Genomic DNA, 17,259 nt, shown 5'->3' with positions numbered 1-17,259 from the left:
TCCGGGTTGTCACCTGCCTGAACTCTTCGTCGAAGGCATTTCTCTCAATCGTTTGGGCGACGCAGCATTCGCAATGAGCGGCGCAAAATGGATAGATCGTTTGTCATTGCGCAGATCTCCGACCTGCATCTGGACGGGTCCGGCCGGCTGCTTGCGACGATCGAGACCCTCACCGCGGCCTTGCGCGAGCGGATGGCGGCCTTCGCTGACGTGGCCGACCGCATCCTGCTGATCACGGGAGATCTCGTGAACGAGCCGACGCCGCGTGCGCTCGACGAGGCGCTCGCGGTCATCGCCTCCCTCCGGCAGACCGGCCTGTTCACCGACATCCAGGCGGTCGCCGGCAATCACGACGTCAAGCGTCCGGGCCAGCGCAACGGCCGGTACGATGTCTATGACTATCTGCATCTGCCGCGGACTTCGAAGAGCGTCTATTACCGCCAGGCCGGTCTCGATCTGGTGCTGCTCGATTCCAACGGCGCAAGCCTGACGACGCTCGCCGACGGTACCTTCGATGAGCGGGCCTACCATGCGATGGTCGCGCGGTCCGCCCGGCTGAGCGTCGAGCTCGCGGGGACCACCGGTTCGACCGGACGCGCCGATTATTTCGAGCCCATGGACAATCTGGTGCGCGTGCTGGCGCTGCATCATCATCCGCTGCCGCAGGCGACCGGCGAGGGCAAACGCTTTCTCGGCGTCCCGGACGAGCCACTGATGTATCTCGCCGCACCCGCGACCTTTCTCGAAGCGGCCACTTCGCTCAACGTCACCATGGTCCTGCACGGACATCGCCATGTCGAGGGGCTCACCCGCTACTCGATTCCCGATCCACGTGCGTCCCGCAGCAGCGGCGAGGAGTTCTGGCGCACGATCTATGTGCTGTCCTGCCCATCCTCCACCGGGCAGGGCGGCGACGATGCCGGATTCAACATCATCCATTTCGGCCCGGCATCCGAGGCCCGCCGGCTAGAGCATCGATTCACGATCGCCCGCTATTCGCGGCCGCGCAACGATGGTGGCTTCAGGCCGCTCGATTCGAATCTGCCTGGCGGGAGCATCAGCCTTCCAGTCGGGCGGGATCTGTCCCGCGATCCCGCCATCCAGTCGGCGATCGAGATCGCCTCATGCACGTCGCTGAAGCGGGACCAGGTCTTGCAGCTCGTCCGCCGGTTGCTGTCGCGGCCGGCGTTCTACGATGACAGCGAACAGAGCTGGACGGACGGTCTCTATACCTATCTCGTCACGTCCCACACCTTCGCCGATCTCGAGGGCAGGTTCGCAAGGTCGGCGTCGATGGCCGATGTCGCGGTGCTGGCGGAGGTGAGGGCGCTGCTGCGCCAGCTGATCGGGCAATCGGCCGACATGCTCGGCATCGACAGCGCCACGCTCGACGAGCTCCGCGCCGACCGCCTGGTCAATCGTGACGACCTGTCGCGCCGGTGGCCGATGCTGCCGCGCGCGGCCGTGGACGTCACGGGGAGGGGGCACCAGCGGTTACAGCGGCTGCGGGACCTGGACGATCAGGTGAAGCGGCTCGGCCTCGACCTTGGGCTGGGTGGGCCGATGTCGTCGCAAGGCCGCGGTGAGCTGCGTTAACCGGCCATTAGGGTTAACAGTCTATTGCTGACGCGTTCGGCTCGATCAATTGGCCCGAGAGTCAAAGCGTCATGCGTCAACGGTTCCGTCCTGCCCGGCTTCTTGCCTCCGCCTCGCTGATCGCATTGGTGGCCGCCAGCCTCGGCGGCTGCACGGCAATGTCAAAGCTCTCCGACGTCACCGGCTCGATCGGGACGAAGGCGGAAGCCGCGCCGGTCGACCCGGTACGCGCGGTCGAGGCCTATGGCGCGCGCTATCGCGCCAATCCCAAGGATCCCGACGCGGCACTGGCCTATGGCCAGGCCCTGCGCGCCAACGGCCAGAACGCCCAGGCGGCGGCCGTGCTCGAACAGGCGACCATCGCCAACGTCGGCAACAAGCCGCTGCTTGCCCAATACGGGCGCGCGCTCGCCGACAACGGCAATTTCCAGCAGGCTTTCGACGTGCTGTCGAAGGCGCACTCGCCCGACAATCCGGACTGGCGCCTGCTCTCGGTGCAGGGCACCTGCCTCGACCAGATGGGCCGTCACGACGAGGCGCGCGCCTATTACGCGAGCGCGCTGAAGATCGCGCCGGGCGATCCCGGCGTGCTGTCCAATCTCGGCCTGTCCTACATGCTGTCGCGCGATCTGCCCAAGGCGGAAGAGACGCTGCGGCAGGCCTACGCTTCGCCGCGTGCGAGCTCGCGCGTGCGGCAGAATCTCGGCCTGGTGGTCGGCCTCCAGGGCCGCTTCGCGGAAGCCGAGTCCATCGTGAAGGCGGACCTGCCGCCGGACGAGGCCGCGGCCAATGTCGCCTATCTCAAGGACATGCTGAACCGCAACGATGGCGCGCGCGGCGCGCCGAAGCGGACGCCTGTCGCCTCGCTCAGCCGATCCGGCTGATTCCGCTGCCTTTGGCGGGACGAGGCGAATTTCGCCTGACAGTTCGAAGGTTTGCCGCGATCCAGGTGGCACCGAGCCGGCGCCGGCCGGCTACTGTGCATGGGGTTGTTTTCGCGTTTTTGTTCCGCGTCAGTGCAACTCGGAGATCTTGATGCCGGTCGGTCCGAGAATGACGACGAACAGCACCGGCAGGAAGAACAGGATCATCGGCACCGTCAGCTTCGGCGGCAGTGCGGCGGCCTTCTTCTCGGCTTCGTTCATGCGCATGTCGCGGTTTTCCTGCGCCATCACGCGCAGGGACTGGCCGAGCGGGGTGCCGTAGCGTTCGGCCTGCTGGAGCGCCAGACAGACCGATTTGACGCCCTCGAGCCCGGTGCGCTTCGCCAGGTTTTCATACGCCACCTTGCGGTCCTGCAAGTAGGACAGCTCGGCGGTGGTCAGCGTGAACTCCTCCGACAGCGCGATCGACTGGCCGACGATCTCGGTCGCGACCTTGCGGAACGCCATTTCCACCGACATGCCGGATTCGATACAGATCAGCAGCAGGTCGAGCGCGTCGGGGAAGGCGCGCTTGATCGAGAGCTGGCGCTTGGAGATCGCATTCTTCAGGAACAGCATCGGCGCCTGCAGGCCGAGATAGGCCGCACCGACGCAGATGCCGATCTTGATCGGCATCGGGCGGTCCATATGGGCGATCAGGAACACGTAGACGACCGAGCCGACGAACAGCACGAGCGGCGCCACCATGCGGGCGAACAGGAAGGTGACGTAGGGTGCCTGGCCGCGGTAGCCGGCCATGATCAGCTTGTCGCGCGCAGCCTCCTGCGCCAGCCATTTGGTGAGGTTGAAGTCCTCGACGACCTTGGAGACGAGTTGCTTGGGCGTCTGGCGCAGCGACACCTTCTCGCTCTTGTTGAGGCGGTCGCGCTCGCGCTGCCGGATCCGCTCGCGCTCGCTCGCCACCGCCTTCATCCGCTTGGCGAGGCCCTCGCCGGCGAACAGCGGCATGACCAGCGTGTAGACGGTGGCACTGGCGGCGATGGCCGCCAGCAGCATGGTCATGAAGTGGGCGTCATGCAGTTTCGTAACGAGGAACTCGACCATATGGCACCGTCAGAAATCGAAGTTGATCATCTTCTTCATCACCATGATGCCGATCGACATCCAGGCGACGCAGCCGACCAGCATGAGCTGTCCGGTGGGATGGGTCCACAGCAGGGAGATGTAGCCGGGCGTCGTGAGATAGACGAGGAACATCACGATCGGCGGCAGCGAGCCGATGATGCCGGCCGAGGCCTTGGCTTCCATCGACATCGCCTGGATCTTTTCCTTCATCTTCTTGCGGTCGCGCAGCACCTTGGAGAGGTTGCCCAGCGCTTCGGAGAGGTTGCCGCCCGATTTCTGCTGGATCGACACCACGATGCCGAAGAAATTGGCTTCCGGCAGCGGCATCCGCTCGTAAAGACGCGAGCAGGCCTCGCCGAGCGGCATGCCGATCGCCTGCGTCTCGATGATGGCCAGGAACTCGCTGCGCAGCGGCTCCGGTGCGTCGGCCGCGACGACCTTGATGGATTCGAACAGCGGCAGGCCGGCCTTGATGCCGCGGACGATGACGTCGACGGCGTCGGGCAGTGCCTTCAGGAATTGGTTCTCGCGGCGCTTCTTCAGGAAGCCCAGCGCCCAGCGCGGCAGGCCGAAGCCGCCGGCGAAGGCGAGACCGGCCGCGCCGAGCAGGCCGCCGCCGCCGAACAACGCGCCAAAGAAGAACACGCCCGCCACGACGCCGGACACGATCCAGAATTTCTGCGTGGTCCAGTCGAGCCCGGCCTGCGACAGGCGGATGTTGAGCGGGACGCTCTTCTCCTGCGTGCGTCTGGCCTCGAGGTCCTTGAGCGAGCTCTCGACCTGCTCGCGGCGCGACCGCTGGGTTTTCTCGGCCTGGCGGGCGGTCGGCGCTTCGGCGCGCGCGATCGAGGCGCGGCGGCTCTCGGCCTTCCGTTCGCCGGACAGCATCGGATAGAGGAAGACCCAGGCCAAGCCGCCGACGGCAGCGGTGGCGAGGAAGGCGAGGGCAAGGACCTGAATGTTCATGATTGCGCCGACCTGCTCACGTCTTCGGTCCCGTTTCCGCGGCGTCGAGGGCCGCGGCAAGTCGTTTCTCTTCGCCGTAATAGCGGGCGCGTTCCCAGAATTTCGGGCGGCCGATGCCGGTCGAGCGGTGCTTGCCGATGATCTTGCCGTTGGCGTCCTCGCCGACGAGGTCGTAGAGGAAGATGTCCTGGGTGATGATGGTGTCGCCTTCCATGCCCATCACCTCGGTGATGTGGGTGATGCGGCGCGAACCGTCGCGCAGGCGCGCGGCCTGCACGATGACGTCGATCGAGGCGCAGATCATTTCGCGAATGGTGCGCGAGGGCAGGGAGAAGCCGCCCATCGTGATCATGGATTCGCAGCGCGACAGCGCTTCGCGGGGATTGTTGGCGTGCAGCGTTCCCATCGAGCCGTCGTGGCCGGTGTTCATGGCCTGGAGGAGGTCGAAGGCCTCCGGGCCGCGGACTTCGCCGACGATGATGCGTTCCGGGCGCATACGCAGGCAGTTGCGCACCAGTTCGCGCATGGTGACCTGGCCTTCACCCTCGATGTTCGGCGGGCGGGTTTCGAGTCGCACCACGTGGGGCTGCTGGAGCTGAAGCTCGGCGGCGTCCTCGCAGGTGATGACGCGCTCGTCGTGCTCGATATAGTTGGTCAGACAGTTGAGCAGGGTGGTCTTGCCCGAACCGGTACCGCCGGAGATCAGTACGTTGCAGCGAACGCGACCGATGATCTGGAGGATCTCGGCGCCCTCAGGCGAGATCGCGCCGAACTTGACCAGCTGATCCAGCGTCAGCTTGTCCTTCTTGAACTTACGAATGGTGAGCGCCGGGCCGTCGATCGCCAGCGGCGGCACGATGGCGTTGACGCGGGAGCCGTCGGCGAGGCGCGCGTCGCAGATCGGCGAGGATTCGTCGACGCGCCGGCCGACCTGGCTGACGATGCGCTGGCAGATGTTGAGCAGCTGCTGATTGTCGCGGAAGCGGATACCGGTACGCTGGATCTTGCCGCTGACTTCGATGAAGACCGTGCCGGCGCCGTTCACCATGATGTCGGCGATGTCGTCGCGGGCCAGAAGCGGCTCGAGCGGGCCATAGCCGAGCACGTCGTTGCAGATGTCGTCGAGCAGCTCTTCCTGCTCGGCGATCGACATCACGATGTTCTTGATCGCGATGATCTCGTTGACGATGTCGCGGATTTCCTCGCGCGCGGACTCGGAATCGAGCTTGGCGAGCTGGGCGAGGTCGATGGCCTCGATCAGCGCGCCGAAGATGGTTGCCTTGACCTCGTAATAATTGTCCGAGCGGCGGGTTTCCATGGCCGGGGGCGGCCGGGAGGGGGCAAGCGGCGGGGAGGCGACGGTCGGCGGGGGCGGCGCGCGCGACACCGTCGGCGCCGGAGCCGGGGCAGGCTCTGGCGACACGGCGCCGGGCTTGGGAGCCCGAAGGTCGGTGTCTGTTCCGCTACGCTTACCGAACACTTAACAACTCCATGCGGCGGCCTATTTTCCCCGCAACTTCTCAATCAGCGGTGAAAGCAAGGACGACTTTTGTTTCTTCGTCTCGCTGCGCCCGGTCAGGCGCTGGGCGATCTGGAGGAACATCTCGATCGACTTGTGGTTGGCGGAGATCTCCGCGATCATCTGGCCGTTGTTGGCGGCCGCGCCGAAGATCTGCGGCTCGAACGGGATCGAGACGACCGGCTGGCTCTCGATCGCCTTGGCGAATTCGGTGGCGGCGATCTCCGGCCGCTTGGGAACGCCGACCTGGTTCAGGCAGTACAGCGGGGGACGGTCGTTGGGGCGCGAGGCCTTCAGGAGATCAAACAGGTTCTTGGTATTGCGCAGATTGGCCAGATCCGGGGCTGCAACGATCAGGATGTCGTCCGCGCCGATCAAGGCGCGCTTGGTCCAGCCCGACCATTGATGCGGAATGTCGAGCACGATGCACGGCATGGTCGAGCGCAGCGTGTCGAACACGGCGTCGAAGGCGTCGGTGCCGAAATCATAGACCCGGTCGAGCGTCGCCGGCGCCGCCAGCAGGCTGAGATGGTCCGTGCATTTTGACAGCAGGCGATCGATGAAGGCGGTGTCGACCCGGTCGGGCGAGAATACCGCGTCCGCGATACCTTGCGGCGGGTCCTGGTTGTAGTCGAGCCCGGCGGTGCCGAAGGCGAGGTCGAGATCGGCGACCACGGCGTCCATCGCGAGGTCCCGCGCGATCGCCCAGGCGACGTTGTGGGAGATGGTGGAAGCGCCGACGCCGCCCTTGGCGCCGACCACCGCGATGATGCGGCCGACTGCCTTGGCTTCCGGCGCCGAGAACAGATTGCAGATCGAGCGCACGACGTCGATCGGGCCGACCGGCGCGAGCACGTAGTCGCTGACGCCACGGCGCACCAGCTCGCGATAGAGCATGACGTCGTTGATGCGGCCGATCACGACCACGCGAGTGCCGGCGTCGCAAACGGTGGCAAGCTGGTCGAGCCCGGTCAGCAGATCGCTGCGAGCGTCGCTCTCGAGCACGATCACGTTCGGCGTGGGCGCCGAACGATAGGCTTCGATCGCAGCCGCCATGCCGCCCATCTGGATCTTGAGATGAGCCTTGCCGAGGCGGCGGTCCTCGCCGGCCGATTGCACAGCTGCGGCTGTCTCCACGGTTTCGCAGAAGGCCTGGACCGAGACACGCGGCGCGGGCGCAATATGCTCCTCGGCCGGCGGCGGGGCCTCCGGCTGCTCTTCCTGGGTCTGACGCGCGTAGCTGATCATTTGCCGGTGTCGCTGAGTTTGGCCTTTTCGGCCTCGGGATAGGTGGTCGTCGTCGGCGTCCCCTTGCGATATTTCTCGAAGGCGGTGATGCGCCGCGCCGTGTAGGCGGGAGTTTCAGGCCTGGGCTGCTCGAGGTCCGACGGATTGTCGACCATGGCCGCCATGTTGCGCTGATAAGAGCAGCCGAAGTTGTAATATTCCTTGTTCTCGAACCAGCTCTTGTTCTTGATCGATGGGCCGAGGTCCTCGGGCCACAGGCCGCAGGGGCCCGCAACCGCGGCGATCTTCGAATATGTCAGCCGGATCGGCGGCAGGAAGCGCTTGTCTTCCGGCTGGTAGGGGCGCGAGATGATGCCGCGCGGGGGCACGCCCGCCGCCGCCAGCATCGCCTGAATCTCGCGCAAGGATTCCGCAACCGGACGCGCATTGGGCGTTCCCGCGGGCACGTCGATATGGATGGCGCCGGTGCCTTCATGCATCCAGGTCGAGGCAAGGCCCATCACGTCGGCGCGCTGGGCTGCGGTCAGGCCGCCGCGGGCGTGGCCGACGAACACGACGATCGAGCGGTTCTGTTCCTCGATCGCGATCGGATGACGCTGCTTGTAGTCGTCGGGAATGGAAGCCGTGGCCACCTCGTCGTGCTGGCAGCCGCCGAGCGCGAGCGCGATACCGACGAGCGCGCCACCGAGGGCGGCGGCGCGGTAGCGGGTCTGGGGTCGTGTTGTAATCATGACTATGTCCCCGTTCCGCGTCAGTCGGTGATGAAGCCGTAGGTGCCGCGGTAGTTCCTTGCCGGTTCGGCCCGGCCCGGCACGCCATAGATGCGGTTGACGTTGCCGATCAGCTGGGCCTGCGGGTCCGCAGGCGCCGCAAAGCCGTCATCCGGCCGCGACAGGTCCTTCGGCGCCGCTGCGCGCACGATGTAAGGCGTCACGATCACGACCAGCTCGGTCGTGTTGTTGACGAAGTCGCGGCTGCGGAACAGCGTGCCGAGAATCGGGAGCTGCATCAGGCCCGGCAATCCACTGATCGCCTGTTTGGTCTGCTCCTGGATCAGGCCGGCCATCGCCATCGCGCCGCCGGAGGGAATTTCCAGCGAGGTCTCGGCGCGGCGGGTCTTGATCGAGGGCACGGTCAGCGAGTTGACCGAGCTCGAGGTCACCGCCTGCGACAGCGTGATCGCGTTGTCGTTGGAGAGCTCCGACACCTCGGTCATCACCCGCAGGCTGATCTTGCCTTCGGTCAGCACGACCGGCGTGAAATTCAGCGAGATACCGAACTTCTTGAAGCTGATCTGCGTGGTACAGACGTGAGTTGTGGGATCGCAGGCATAGCCCGCCGGCACCGGGAATTCGCCGCCGGCGATGAATGTCGCGGATTCGCCGGAGATCGCGGTCAGGTTCGGCTCGGCCAGCGTGCGCACCACGCCCGCGGTCTCCATCGCGCGCAGGGTCGCCTGCACCGACGGCGTCGCGCCGAACTTGGTGGTCAGATTGTTGCCGTCGACGAGGTTGCGGCCGTAGGCGGTGAAGGGGTTCGAGTTGGTGAAGCTCACCACCGAGGTGCCGTAATTGAGGTTCGCAGAAAGGTCGATACCGAGCTGCTTGACGATGTTGCGCGCGACTTCCGCAACCGTCACCTTCAGCATGACCTGATCGCGGCCGCGGACCACGATCGAGTTCACGACCTTGTCGGCGCCGCCGGCAAGGCGCACCGCGAGATCGTTGGCCTGCTGCGCTTCGACCGGGCTGGCCGCGGTGCCGCTCAGCACGACGCCGTCGCCGATACCGTCGATCTGGATGTCGGAATTGGGCAGGATCTGCTTGAGCGCCGCGCGCACGCCGTTGAGGTCGCGCTTGACCGCGATGTCATAGGCGGCGATCTGCTGGCCGGCGGAATCGAAGAACACGATGTTGGTCTGGCCGACCGAGGCGCCGATGATGTAGGCGCGCTGGGACGAGCGGACCACGGCATTGGCGATCTTGGGATCGGCGACGAGCACGTCCTTGATGTCGCGCGGCAGGTCGATCACGATCGACTTGCCGATGCCGAGCGAGAGGAAGCGGGCGTTCATCTGGCCGTCGGTCGCAACCGGTGCGGTGGGACGGTAATCCGCGGCGATCACGGGCGTCAGCGCGGGATTGAGCGTCAGCGCGAGAGCGGCCGAGAACGACAGGGCTCGGACCATCGAGGTCCGCAGCGTCGTAAGATCTGCCCTGCACTTCATGTCGACTGTCCTCATGGTGCCTTCGACGCCTGGCTTTGAACGCCGTAACGAATGATCGAAACGCCTTCGCGCTTCTGCGCGGAGTCGTCGAGCGTGATCTCGCTCATCTTGACGTCGGCAATGCTGCGCAGCGCCAGCGACAGCGTTCCGGCCTGGCGGCCCGAAGAAAGCGCCTGGGTCTGTGCGGGATTGAGCTCAAGAGTCACGGTCTTGCCGATCACCGAGTTCTGGCCGTCCTTCTCCTTCGGAGCCTGGTCGATGGCCAGCACGCGGACATTCGCCAGGAGGATCTCGGACTTGATGATGTCGGGGGCGCCGGAGCTTTGATCCGGGTTCTTGAGGCGCCGCGTGAGAATCACGTCGACGCGGTCGTTCGGCAGGATGAAGCCGCCGGCGCCGGTCTCCGGCGAGATTTCGGTGGAGATGGCCCGCATGCCGGTCGGCAGGATCGCAGCCATGAAGCCGGAACCATCGGCCTTGACCAGCTTCTGGTCGCGGATCGGTTCACCCTGGATGAAGGGAGCGCGCGCAATCGAGCCGGTGACCTGGGTGGCGCCATCGGGGCGCTCGCTGCGGCGGATGAAAGTGGAGCTGGCGGTCGCGGTCGGCCAGGTCTGCCACTGCACGTCTTCCGGCTTCACGGTCTGGCCGAGGCCGATGTCGTTCTTGGCGACCAGAACGTCGGTGGTGGGGAGCTGCGCGACCGGAGCCGTTGGCGGCGGCGCAGAGTCCGAACTGCTCGCCAGGTACGCGGCGATACCGCCGGCGCAGATGGCGACCGTCAGGACGACTATGCGTGCCCTATTCATACGCTTCACTTTCCACAGAACGCCGCGACGCTGCCGCCGCCGTAATCGGCAGTTGACCAGCTATTCGTCAAAGCATGGTTAATGAGGCGTATCTAAATCGCCTTAACGCCGGGTTTATCCGAGGCGTTTCAGCCCAGTGCGAGGTGAGCGAGGTCGATCGCCTTCACCCATTCGGTCTCGGGGTAGACCAGCAATGCGCCTAGCGCGAGCGCGATGCCGTAGGGAATGCCGGTTTGCTTGTCGTGCAGCCGTGCGAGCCAGGCCTGGCCGGCAAGCCCGTAAGGCAACGGCCATTGCCGGAACTGGAGCAACAGCAGCGTCAATGCTCCGCCGAACAGCGAGGCGTAGAGCAGGAAGTCCATCAATTGGGAGAAGCCGAACCAGAGCGCAACGGATGCCGCGACCTTGGCGTCGCCGCCGCCCATCCAGCCCATCGCAAAGCAGGTGAAGGCCACGACGAGCAGCAGCGCGCCGGCGCCGACATGGCTCAGCACGTCGTAAGGTGCCATGCCACCGGCAAAGGCGAGCACGAAGAAGCCTGCGACCAGCGCCAGCGAGACGCGGTTCGAGATCGTCATGGTGAAGAGATCGCTGGCGGCTGCGAACGCCATCAGGGCCGGGAAGAGCAGAAGGCGCGCGAGGTCGAGGATCATGGCTGCGTCTTGAGGCCTTCAGTCTGTTGCCGGATCGGGCGTCGGCGCATGCTATTGGGCAGTGTTAAACAAACCGACAACGGCCGCAGCGGCCTCATGGCCGGTAGCCGGACGCCGGCGATCTCACCACATAGTGGCGATGCGCATCGCGAGCGTGACCATGGCGAGCAGCAGCGCAAGGCAGACCCAATAGGCCGACGCGTCGGTGCGCGCCGTGTCCGCCTCGTTCGCCGCAACCGCGGCATCGGTCCTGTGCTTACGCAACACCACTGGAACTCGCCTACGCCAGAAAAACAAAGGCCCCGGAGGTCCGGGGCTTTTGCCGTCGTTCGTTGGTCGGCTTACTTCAGCGAGGAGCTGATCGAGCCGAACTTGGTGTTCAGCGTGGTGCCGAGGTTGTTGACGACGGTGATGATGGCCAGCGCGATGCCGGCGGCGATCAGACCGTATTCGATGGCGGTGGCGCCGGATTCATCCTTGGCGAAACGCGCAATCAGGTTCTTCATGAACTAACTCCATCTGGTTGAGGTCGCCGTTCGGCGCTGTCTTGACGCACCGACCATGTGAGCCGAGCTCTTTCGGCGGGGTTAATTCGATCGGTCAAACACGCCTCTTGCGCGATGCTTTTGGCCACAGTGAATTTCGCCTTAAGGGGGCTGTCGCAATTCGGTCCAGTTCCGAACTTCGCGTCAACTTCACCCTCCCTTAAATTTCACGGAGTAGGCGTAAGACGGATCAGCAGCCTGGAAGAGAAGCGATTGATGTCGAGCCTGCCCATGCAAGTCGCCCTGATGCTGGGTGAGACGATCGAGAAGGTGATCCCCGTCACTTTCATGCTCGCGGCCGTGTTCACGGTGCTCGAGCACTTCTGGGCCTGCAATCCCGGTCCATCGTGGTGGCGCAAGCGGGAGATCGTGACCGATGTCTGCTACTGGTTCTTCGTTCCGGTGTTCGCTCGCACCATGCGGATTGGACTGTTGATCGTCACCGCCGGCTTCGTCTTCAACATCCACGATGCCGACGAACTGATCGCCTTCTACGACAACGGCCACGGCCCGCTGTCGCAACTGCCGCTCTGGTTGCAGGGCGTGCTGTTCCTGGTCCTGGCCGACTTCATGCTGTACTGGCTGCACAGGCTGTTTCACGGCGGCGAGTTCTGGAAATACCATGCGATCCATCACTCCTCGGAGGAGATCAGCTGGATCTCGGCGGCCCGCTTCCATCCGGTGAACCTGATGCTCGGCACGATCGGTGTCGACGTGGTGCTGCTGATGGCCGGCATTTCGCCGAACGTGATGATCTGGGTCGGTCCGTTCACGACCTTCCATTCGGCCTTCGTGCACGCCAACTTGAACTGGACCTTCGGGCCGTTCCGTTATGTGCTGGCGACGCCGGTGTTCCACCGCTGGCACCACACCCCGCTTGAAGAGGGCGGTGACACCAATTTCGCCGGCACCTTCCCGATCTGGGACGTGCTGTTCGGGACCTTCCGTATGCCGAAGGGCGAACTGCCGCAGGACTATGGCAAGGACGAAGCGACCATGCCGAAGGAATTCCCCGGTCAGCTTGCCTATCCGTTCCGGCACTAGGCGCTCTCGGCGCTGACAAAGCGGCAGTCCGTTAGAACAATAGTCGGCGAATTTGCGGAACGTTCACGAATTACAGGCAGGTTAACCGGGTCGGGCGCCGGCTCCGCTTTCTGATCGATCATGCCGGTTTGTGACGTCCCGGGGTAAGAGTATGTGTAAAGAGTTCCTGCGCCGTCGTGCGCGCATCTGTCTTCTGGCCACGGCTGCCGTGCTGGCTTCGCCGGCCATCGGCCTTGCCGAGCCCACCGTCGATACCATCGCCGTGAATGTCGACCAGGCCAAGCTGGTTCGGCTGCCCGGCAAGGTGGCGACGATCGTGGTCGGCAATCCCTTGATCGCCGACGTCACGCTTCAGCCAGGCGGAATGATCGTCGTAACAGGCAAAGGCTACGGCGCCACCAACTTCATCGCGCTCGATCGCGGCGGCGAGATCCTGGTCGACCGGCAGATCCAGGTCGAAGGCCCGAGCGACCAGCTTGTCACCGTCTATCGCGGGATCGAGCGGGAGTCCTACAGTTGCATGCCGCTCTGCCAGCGTCGCGTCACGCTCGGCGACAGCGATCAATACTTCAACAACACGATGAGCCAGGCCGGTTCGCTGAACAGCAACGCCAGCGGCACCGCGGCCGCGCCGGCTGCGAAGACGAACTAGCAAAACAAAGGCGTCTGGACCGGCGACCGGCGGGACCTCCGGTCTCGCGCCGTCACTGCTGCCTGGGTCCCACCTTGCGATGGCGGCGGCGTGGTTAACCCGCTCTTAACGACGCGGCCCGGCCGGTGCGGATTGCCTGAAACACTTAAACAATCAGTTTCCGGTACTGGTCAGGGCAATGATCGCCGCCGCTGGGGAATTTGACGCGATGCCATCGCCTGCACCTTCGAGGTTCACGCTCCGGACTGCAATGCGCAGATTTCGCAGCAATCGCCGCGGATCAGCGGCGGTCGAATTCGCGCTGATCGCACCGATCTTCTTCGCACTGCTGTTTGCCATCATCGAGACGGCGCTGGTGTTCTTCTCGGGCCAGGTGCTCGAGACCATCACGCAGAATTCCGCGCGCGTGGTGCTGACCGGCCAGGCGCAGTCGGGTTCAGTGAGCGCCTGCGCGGTGGGCGGCGTCGCCACGGCCTGCACGCAAGCGACGTTCAAGAGCTACGTCTGCAGCCAGATCCCTGCGCTGTTCGATTGCAACAGCCTGTACGTCGACGTCACCAGCTTCTCGTCCTTCTCGGCCGTGACGCTGCCTACCCATCTCGATGCGGCCTGCAACTTCGACACCAACATGAACTACAGCGCGGGCAATGCCGGCGACATCGTGGTGGTCCGGCTGTTCTATCAGTGGCCACTGTTCGTCACCGGGCTCGGCTACAACATCGGCTGCGGCAGCACCAGCAAGCGGCTGCTGGTGGCCACGGCCGCATTCAAGAACGAGCCTTATTGAGACCAACGGACCGGGTAGAGCGATGCGGATGATTGCGAAATTCTGGCGGGCGGCCCGTTTCTCCGCGTATGAGTTCCTGGCCGATGGCAGGGGTCTTGCGGCCACCGAATTCGCGGTGATCGTGCCGCTGATGCTGGTGATGTTCTTCGGCACGGTCGAATTCTCGTCGGCCGTGGCAATCGATCGCAAGGTGACGCTGATGGCCCGCACGCTGTCGGACCTGACCTCGCAGTCGACGTCGGTCGCCGATGCCGACATGACCAATTTCTTCGCGGCCTCGACCGCGATCATGACGCCGTATTCCGCGACGCCGGTGCTGGCGACGATCACCGAGCTCTACGTGGATTCGACACAGACGGCGCATGTTCAGTGGAGCAAGGGGTCGGCGCCGCGGACCCAGAAGTCGACGGTCTCGATTCCCACGACGCTCGCGATCGCCGGCACCTATCTGATCTTCAGCGAAGTCAGCTACAACTACACGCCCTCGGTCGGCTACGTGCTCAAGAACTCGATCACGCTCAGCGACGTCGCCTATACCCGCCCGCGCCAATCGTCCTGCGTGTATTACAGCCCGGCCACGGCCTGCACGACCTATTGAGCGCATCCGCTCGCCCGACATGAAAAAGGCCGTGCATTCGCACGGCCTTTTCCTTTGTTCAGTGCGCTCGCGCTGACCCGTCCGTGCGCCCTAAGGCGCGCGGGGGGAATCAGCCTGCGTCGCGGAGATTGTCGGCAGCCGACTTGCCGGAGCGGCGATCAGCGACGATCTCGTAGGAGATCTTCTGGCCTTCGCGCAGCGAGCCGAGACCGGCGCGCTCGACGGCGCTGATGTGAACGAACACGTCCTTGCCGCCATCGTCGGGCTGGATGAAGCCAAAGCCCTTGGTTGCGTTAAACCACTTCACGGTTCCCATGCTCACGGGGGTAGTTCCTTCTCAGATACACAATGTCAGAGCCCGCTTGCGCAGGCCGGTTAGATCGAATTTCTGGAAGGGTCGTCAGCGTGTCTGAACCGGCTGTACCGGTGGATGCTAATGTCGTCCGGCCGAAAATCGATGGCTGGATTTTATTGGAAACAAGGCGGCAAAACAATCCGGACGTGCACGATTTTTTGATCCGCCGTGATGTCCCCCGGCGGATCAGCATATTGGTCGGCATTTTAATGCCGCGCTCACGCGCGGGAGCCCATTAACGGCGACGGAACTGGCCGCCGCGCTGTCCAGGACGGGGAGGTCCACCCACTCCGCTCGGACGTTCGTCCTTGTGGCGGAAAATCAGCCGGCCCTTTTCGAGGTCGTAGGGCGACATCTCCACCGTCACGCGGTCTCCCGCCAGCGTTTTGATGCGGTTCTTCTTCATCTTGCCGGCGGTGTAGGCGACGATCTCGTGCCCGGCGTCGAGCTGCACACGGTAGCGCGCGTCGGGGAGGATTTCGGTGACCAGTCCTTCGAACTGGATCAGCTCTTCCTTAGCCATGAATTTCTCCAGGTCGTGGACGGCTAGTGCGAATGGGGTTTGCGGTTCGGGTGGCCGTTCGGCCGACTCTCACGGCGCAAAAAGGCCACGCCTTGTATCCCATCAGGCGCCCCCGCGCTATGCGCGGAACGCTGTTCCGGGCGGTCGTTTGACGATGAGTGCATCTTACCACCGGAGCGGCGGCGGCGAGAGCCCTTCGAGCCATTGCCGGACCGTGCGTCCACATGCCTGCCGTCGGCGTGCCGTGCCTCGCCGTGGCGGCCCTCACCGGGCCGTCCGTCGCCCGGCTTGCCGGAGCTGTGGTGGCGACCGTCGCCATGCCGTTCCTCGCTGCGCCGTGCGTCGCCGTGGCGTGCGCCTTGCGGACGCTGGCCCGGGCGGCCGCCCGGCCGCCCCTGTCGCTGCTGCGGCGCCGGCGCGCCCGGGTCGCGGCGGCCCGCATCGGTACGCAGATCCTCGCGCGGCAGCGCCACGCGGATCAGCCGCTCGATGTCGCGCAGATAGCTGAGCTCCTCGCCGCCGGCGACCAGCGAGATCGCGGTGCCGTCGGCACCTGCACGCGCGGTGCGGCCGATGCGGTGCACATAGGTCTCGGGGACGTTGGGAAGGTCGAAATTGATGACGTGGGTAATGCCGTCGACGTCGATGCCGCGGGCGGCGATGTCGGTGGCGACGAGGGTGCGGATCTCACCGGAGCGGAACTGCGCCAGCGTCCGCTCGCGATGGTTCTGCGACTTGTTGCCGTGGATGGCGCTCGCGGGGATACCGGCTCGCTCGAGCGTCTTCACCACCTTGTCGGCGCCGTGCTTGGTGCGGGTAAACACCAGGGCTCGGTTGATCGGTTCGTCCTTCAGGAGCTTGGTCAGGAAGGCAGGCTTGGACGCGAAGTCGACCTGGATGATGCGCTGGTTGATGCGCTCGGCGGTCGAGGAGACCGGGGTCACCGCGACGCGGGCAGGATCGCGCAGCATGGCGTCGGCGAGCTCGGCAATGTCCTTCGGCATGGTGGCCGAGAAGAACAGCGTCTGCCGCTTGATCGGCAGCTTGGCGACGATTTTGCGGATGTCGTTGATGAAGCCCATGTCGAGCATGCGGTCTGCCTCGTCGAGCACGAGGAACTCGACGCTGCCGAGCTTCAGCCCGTTGCTCTGCACGAGGTCGAGCAGGCGGCCGGGGGTCGCGACCAGCACGTCAACGCCCTGCATGAGGGCACGGACCTGGCGGCCCATCGGCACGCCGCCGATAGCCAGCGTCGAGGACAGGCGGATATGGCGGCCATAGGCGTTGAAGCTGTCGAGGATCTGGCCGGACAGTTCGCGGGTCGGCGACAGCACCAGGACGCGGGCGGTCTTCGGCTGCGGCTTGATGCGGTTTTCGAGCAGGCGGTGCAGGATCGGCAGCGCGAAGGACGCCGTCTTGCCGGTGCCGGTCTGGGCGATGCCGACGACGTCGCGGCCGGTCAGGGCCGTGGGAATCGTCTGGGCCTGGATGGGGGTCGGGGTGACGTAATTCTCTTCGGCGAGAGCACGTGCGATCGGTTCGGCGAGGCCGAAGTCCTGAAACGAAGTCAAAAGATGGGTTCTTTCCATGTCAAATGCGATCGGCCCGACGCAATCAGCGGGGCGCGCGCAAAAGGGTGTCGAGAAGACACCTGCGTGTTTGGGGTGTCGGATGGCTTGGAGGATATGGGGCAAGCCAGAGGCCCGTAAGGGCTTAAGAACACGCGGC

Annotated in this window: 19 protein-coding genes; 6 read left to right on the top strand and 13 right to left on the bottom strand. The window is 64.9% G+C overall.

The features are described 5' to 3' along the window. Positions 1–87: 87 nt before the first annotated feature. Both QY049_RS27240 and QY049_RS27235 read left to right on the top strand, forming a co-directional pair. Complete coding sequence (locus tag QY049_RS27240; RefSeq protein WP_258765068.1) at positions 88–1,596, top strand: metallophosphoesterase; 1,509 nt, start codon at positions 88–90, stop codon at positions 1,594–1,596. 71 nt (positions 1,597–1,667) lie between these two features. Continuing rightward, entirely contained in the window at positions 1,668–2,480 is an 813-nt protein-coding gene (locus tag QY049_RS27235) for a tetratricopeptide repeat protein (RefSeq protein WP_258765069.1), read from the top strand. 129 nt (positions 2,481–2,609) lie between these two features. On the opposite strand, the gene QY049_RS27230 is transcribed toward QY049_RS27235, so the two are convergent. The 10 genes from QY049_RS27230 to QY049_RS27185 form a co-directional block, all read right to left on the bottom strand. Continuing rightward, positions 2,610–3,584 (bottom strand): type II secretion system F family protein, encoded by a 975-nt coding sequence (locus QY049_RS27230; protein WP_258765070.1) that lies wholly within the window; start codon positions 3,582–3,584, stop codon positions 2,610–2,612. A gap of 9 nt (positions 3,585–3,593) precedes the next feature. After that, positions 3,594–4,571 (bottom strand): type II secretion system F family protein, encoded by a 978-nt coding sequence (locus QY049_RS27225; RefSeq protein WP_194479488.1) that lies wholly within the window; start codon positions 4,569–4,571, stop codon positions 3,594–3,596. 16 nt (positions 4,572–4,587) lie between these two features. Continuing rightward, entirely contained in the window at positions 4,588–6,051 is a 1,464-nt protein-coding gene (locus QY049_RS27220) for a CpaF family protein (protein WP_194479489.1), read from the bottom strand. Positions 6,052–6,072: 21 nt separating this feature from the next. Continuing rightward, entirely contained in the window at positions 6,073–7,338 is a 1,266-nt protein-coding gene (locus QY049_RS27215; RefSeq protein WP_194479490.1) for an AAA family ATPase, read from the bottom strand. Next, positions 7,335–8,069, bottom strand: a complete 735-nt coding sequence (locus tag QY049_RS27210) for a CpaD family pilus assembly protein (RefSeq protein WP_258765071.1) — start codon at positions 8,067–8,069, stop codon at positions 7,335–7,337. The genes QY049_RS27215 and QY049_RS27210 overlap by 4 nt, the downstream gene beginning before the upstream one ends. Positions 8,070–8,089: 20 nt before the next feature. Continuing rightward, on the bottom strand, positions 8,090–9,565 hold the full coding sequence (locus QY049_RS27205) for a type II and III secretion system protein family protein (RefSeq protein ID WP_258765072.1): 1,476 nt from the start codon (positions 9,563–9,565) through the stop codon (positions 8,090–8,092). 11 nt (positions 9,566–9,576) lie between these two features. Further along, a complete protein-coding gene (gene cpaB / locus QY049_RS27200) occupies positions 9,577–10,374 on the bottom strand; it encodes a Flp pilus assembly protein CpaB (RefSeq protein ID WP_194479493.1) in 798 nt (265 codons plus the stop codon). A 128-nt stretch (positions 10,375–10,502) separates the two neighbouring features. Next, on the bottom strand, positions 10,503–11,027 hold the full coding sequence (locus QY049_RS27195) for a prepilin peptidase (protein WP_258765073.1): 525 nt from the start codon (positions 11,025–11,027) through the stop codon (positions 10,503–10,505). A gap of 123 nt (positions 11,028–11,150) precedes the next feature. Continuing rightward, entirely contained in the window at positions 11,151–11,294 is a 144-nt protein-coding gene (locus QY049_RS27190) for a hypothetical protein (RefSeq protein WP_194482914.1), read from the bottom strand. A gap of 74 nt (positions 11,295–11,368) precedes the next feature. Next, positions 11,369–11,533: a Flp family type IVb pilin gene (locus tag QY049_RS27185; protein WP_079851750.1), complete on the bottom strand. Its 165-nt coding sequence runs from the start codon at positions 11,531–11,533 to the stop codon at positions 11,369–11,371. A 255-nt stretch (positions 11,534–11,788) separates the two neighbouring features. Between QY049_RS27185 and QY049_RS27180 the strand changes: the two genes are divergently transcribed. The 4 genes from QY049_RS27180 (at position 11,789) to QY049_RS27165 (ending at position 14,653) form a co-directional block, all read left to right on the top strand. Then, a complete protein-coding gene (locus QY049_RS27180; protein ID WP_258765074.1) occupies positions 11,789–12,616 on the top strand; it encodes a sterol desaturase family protein in 828 nt (275 codons plus the stop codon). Positions 12,617–12,767: 151 nt separating this feature from the next. Then, positions 12,768–13,268 carry a pilus assembly protein N-terminal domain-containing protein gene (locus QY049_RS27175; protein ID WP_194479496.1) on the top strand — a complete coding sequence of 167 codons (501 nt, stop codon included), beginning with the start codon at positions 12,768–12,770 and terminating at the stop codon, positions 13,266–13,268. Positions 13,269–13,476: 208 nt separating this feature from the next. Beyond that, entirely contained in the window at positions 13,477–14,055 is a 579-nt protein-coding gene (locus QY049_RS27170; protein ID WP_194479497.1) for a TadE/TadG family type IV pilus assembly protein, read from the top strand. Between the two features lie 22 nt (positions 14,056–14,077). Beyond that, positions 14,078–14,653: a TadE/TadG family type IV pilus assembly protein gene (locus QY049_RS27165; RefSeq protein WP_258765075.1), complete on the top strand. Its 576-nt coding sequence runs from the start codon at positions 14,078–14,080 to the stop codon at positions 14,651–14,653. A gap of 109 nt (positions 14,654–14,762) precedes the next feature. Here QY049_RS27165 and QY049_RS27160 read toward each other — a convergent pair whose 3' ends face one another. The 3 genes from QY049_RS27160 to QY049_RS27150 form a co-directional block, all read right to left on the bottom strand. Beyond that, positions 14,763–14,975, bottom strand: coding sequence for a cold-shock protein (locus QY049_RS27160; protein ID WP_148776819.1), 213 nt, complete (start codon positions 14,973–14,975; stop codon positions 14,763–14,765). A 268-nt stretch (positions 14,976–15,243) separates the two neighbouring features. Then, positions 15,244–15,531, bottom strand: a complete 288-nt coding sequence (gene infA / locus QY049_RS27155; protein WP_008131890.1) for a translation initiation factor IF-1 — start codon at positions 15,529–15,531, stop codon at positions 15,244–15,246. Between the two features lie 23 nt (positions 15,532–15,554). Further along, the gene (locus QY049_RS27150; RefSeq protein ID WP_258765076.1) at positions 15,555–17,120 is read right to left on the bottom strand and encodes a DEAD/DEAH box helicase; all 1,566 of its coding nucleotides are present in this window, start codon (positions 17,118–17,120) and stop codon (positions 15,555–15,557) included. Positions 17,121–17,259 lie beyond the last annotated feature (139 nt).

The organism is Bradyrhizobium sp. WYCCWR 13022, assembly GCF_030435535.1.
Lineage (GTDB): Bacteria > Pseudomonadota > Alphaproteobacteria > Rhizobiales > Xanthobacteraceae > Bradyrhizobium.
The sequence above is the reverse complement of the archived record's forward strand: the minus strand, read 5'-3'. Positions and strand labels throughout refer to the sequence as shown.

What these genes read in the sequence shown, in the direction of transcription:
- QY049_RS27175 (WP_194479496.1), top strand. Translation starts at nt 12,768, where the DNA reads ATGTGTAAAGAGTTCCTGCGCCGTCGTGCGCGCATCTGTCTTCTGGCC.
- QY049_RS27185 (WP_079851750.1), bottom strand. Translation starts at nt 11,533, where the DNA reads ATGAAGAACCTGATTGCGCGTTTCGCCAAGGATGAATCCGGCGCCACC.
- QY049_RS27235 (WP_258765069.1), top strand. Translation starts at nt 1,668, where the DNA reads ATGCGTCAACGGTTCCGTCCTGCCCGGCTTCTTGCCTCCGCCTCGCTG.
- QY049_RS27225 (WP_194479488.1), bottom strand. Translation starts at nt 4,571, where the DNA reads ATGAACATTCAGGTCCTTGCCCTCGCCTTCCTCGCCACCGCTGCCGTC.
- QY049_RS27205 (WP_258765072.1), bottom strand. Translation starts at nt 9,565, where the DNA reads ATGAAGTGCAGGGCAGATCTTACGACGCTGCGGACCTCGATGGTCCGA.
- QY049_RS27180 (WP_258765074.1), top strand. Translation starts at nt 11,789, where the DNA reads ATGTCGAGCCTGCCCATGCAAGTCGCCCTGATGCTGGGTGAGACGATC.
- QY049_RS27240 (WP_258765068.1), top strand. Translation starts at nt 88, where the DNA reads ATGGATAGATCGTTTGTCATTGCGCAGATCTCCGACCTGCATCTGGAC.
- QY049_RS27150 (WP_258765076.1), bottom strand. Translation starts at nt 17,120, where the DNA reads ATGGAAAGAACCCATCTTTTGACTTCGTTTCAGGACTTCGGCCTCGCC.
- QY049_RS27215 (WP_194479490.1), bottom strand. Translation starts at nt 7,338, where the DNA reads ATGATCAGCTACGCGCGTCAGACCCAGGAAGAGCAGCCGGAGGCCCCG.
- cpaB (WP_194479493.1), bottom strand. Translation starts at nt 10,374, where the DNA reads ATGAATAGGGCACGCATAGTCGTCCTGACGGTCGCCATCTGCGCCGGC.
- QY049_RS27170 (WP_194479497.1), top strand. Translation starts at nt 13,477, where the DNA reads ATGCCATCGCCTGCACCTTCGAGGTTCACGCTCCGGACTGCAATGCGC.
- infA (WP_008131890.1), bottom strand. Translation starts at nt 15,531, where the DNA reads ATGGCTAAGGAAGAGCTGATCCAGTTCGAAGGACTGGTCACCGAAATC.
- QY049_RS27230 (WP_258765070.1), bottom strand. Translation starts at nt 3,584, where the DNA reads ATGGTCGAGTTCCTCGTTACGAAACTGCATGACGCCCACTTCATGACC.
- QY049_RS27165 (WP_258765075.1), top strand. Translation starts at nt 14,078, where the DNA reads ATGCGGATGATTGCGAAATTCTGGCGGGCGGCCCGTTTCTCCGCGTAT.
- QY049_RS27195 (WP_258765073.1), bottom strand. Translation starts at nt 11,027, where the DNA reads ATGATCCTCGACCTCGCGCGCCTTCTGCTCTTCCCGGCCCTGATGGCG.
- QY049_RS27210 (WP_258765071.1), bottom strand. Translation starts at nt 8,069, where the DNA reads ATGATTACAACACGACCCCAGACCCGCTACCGCGCCGCCGCCCTCGGT.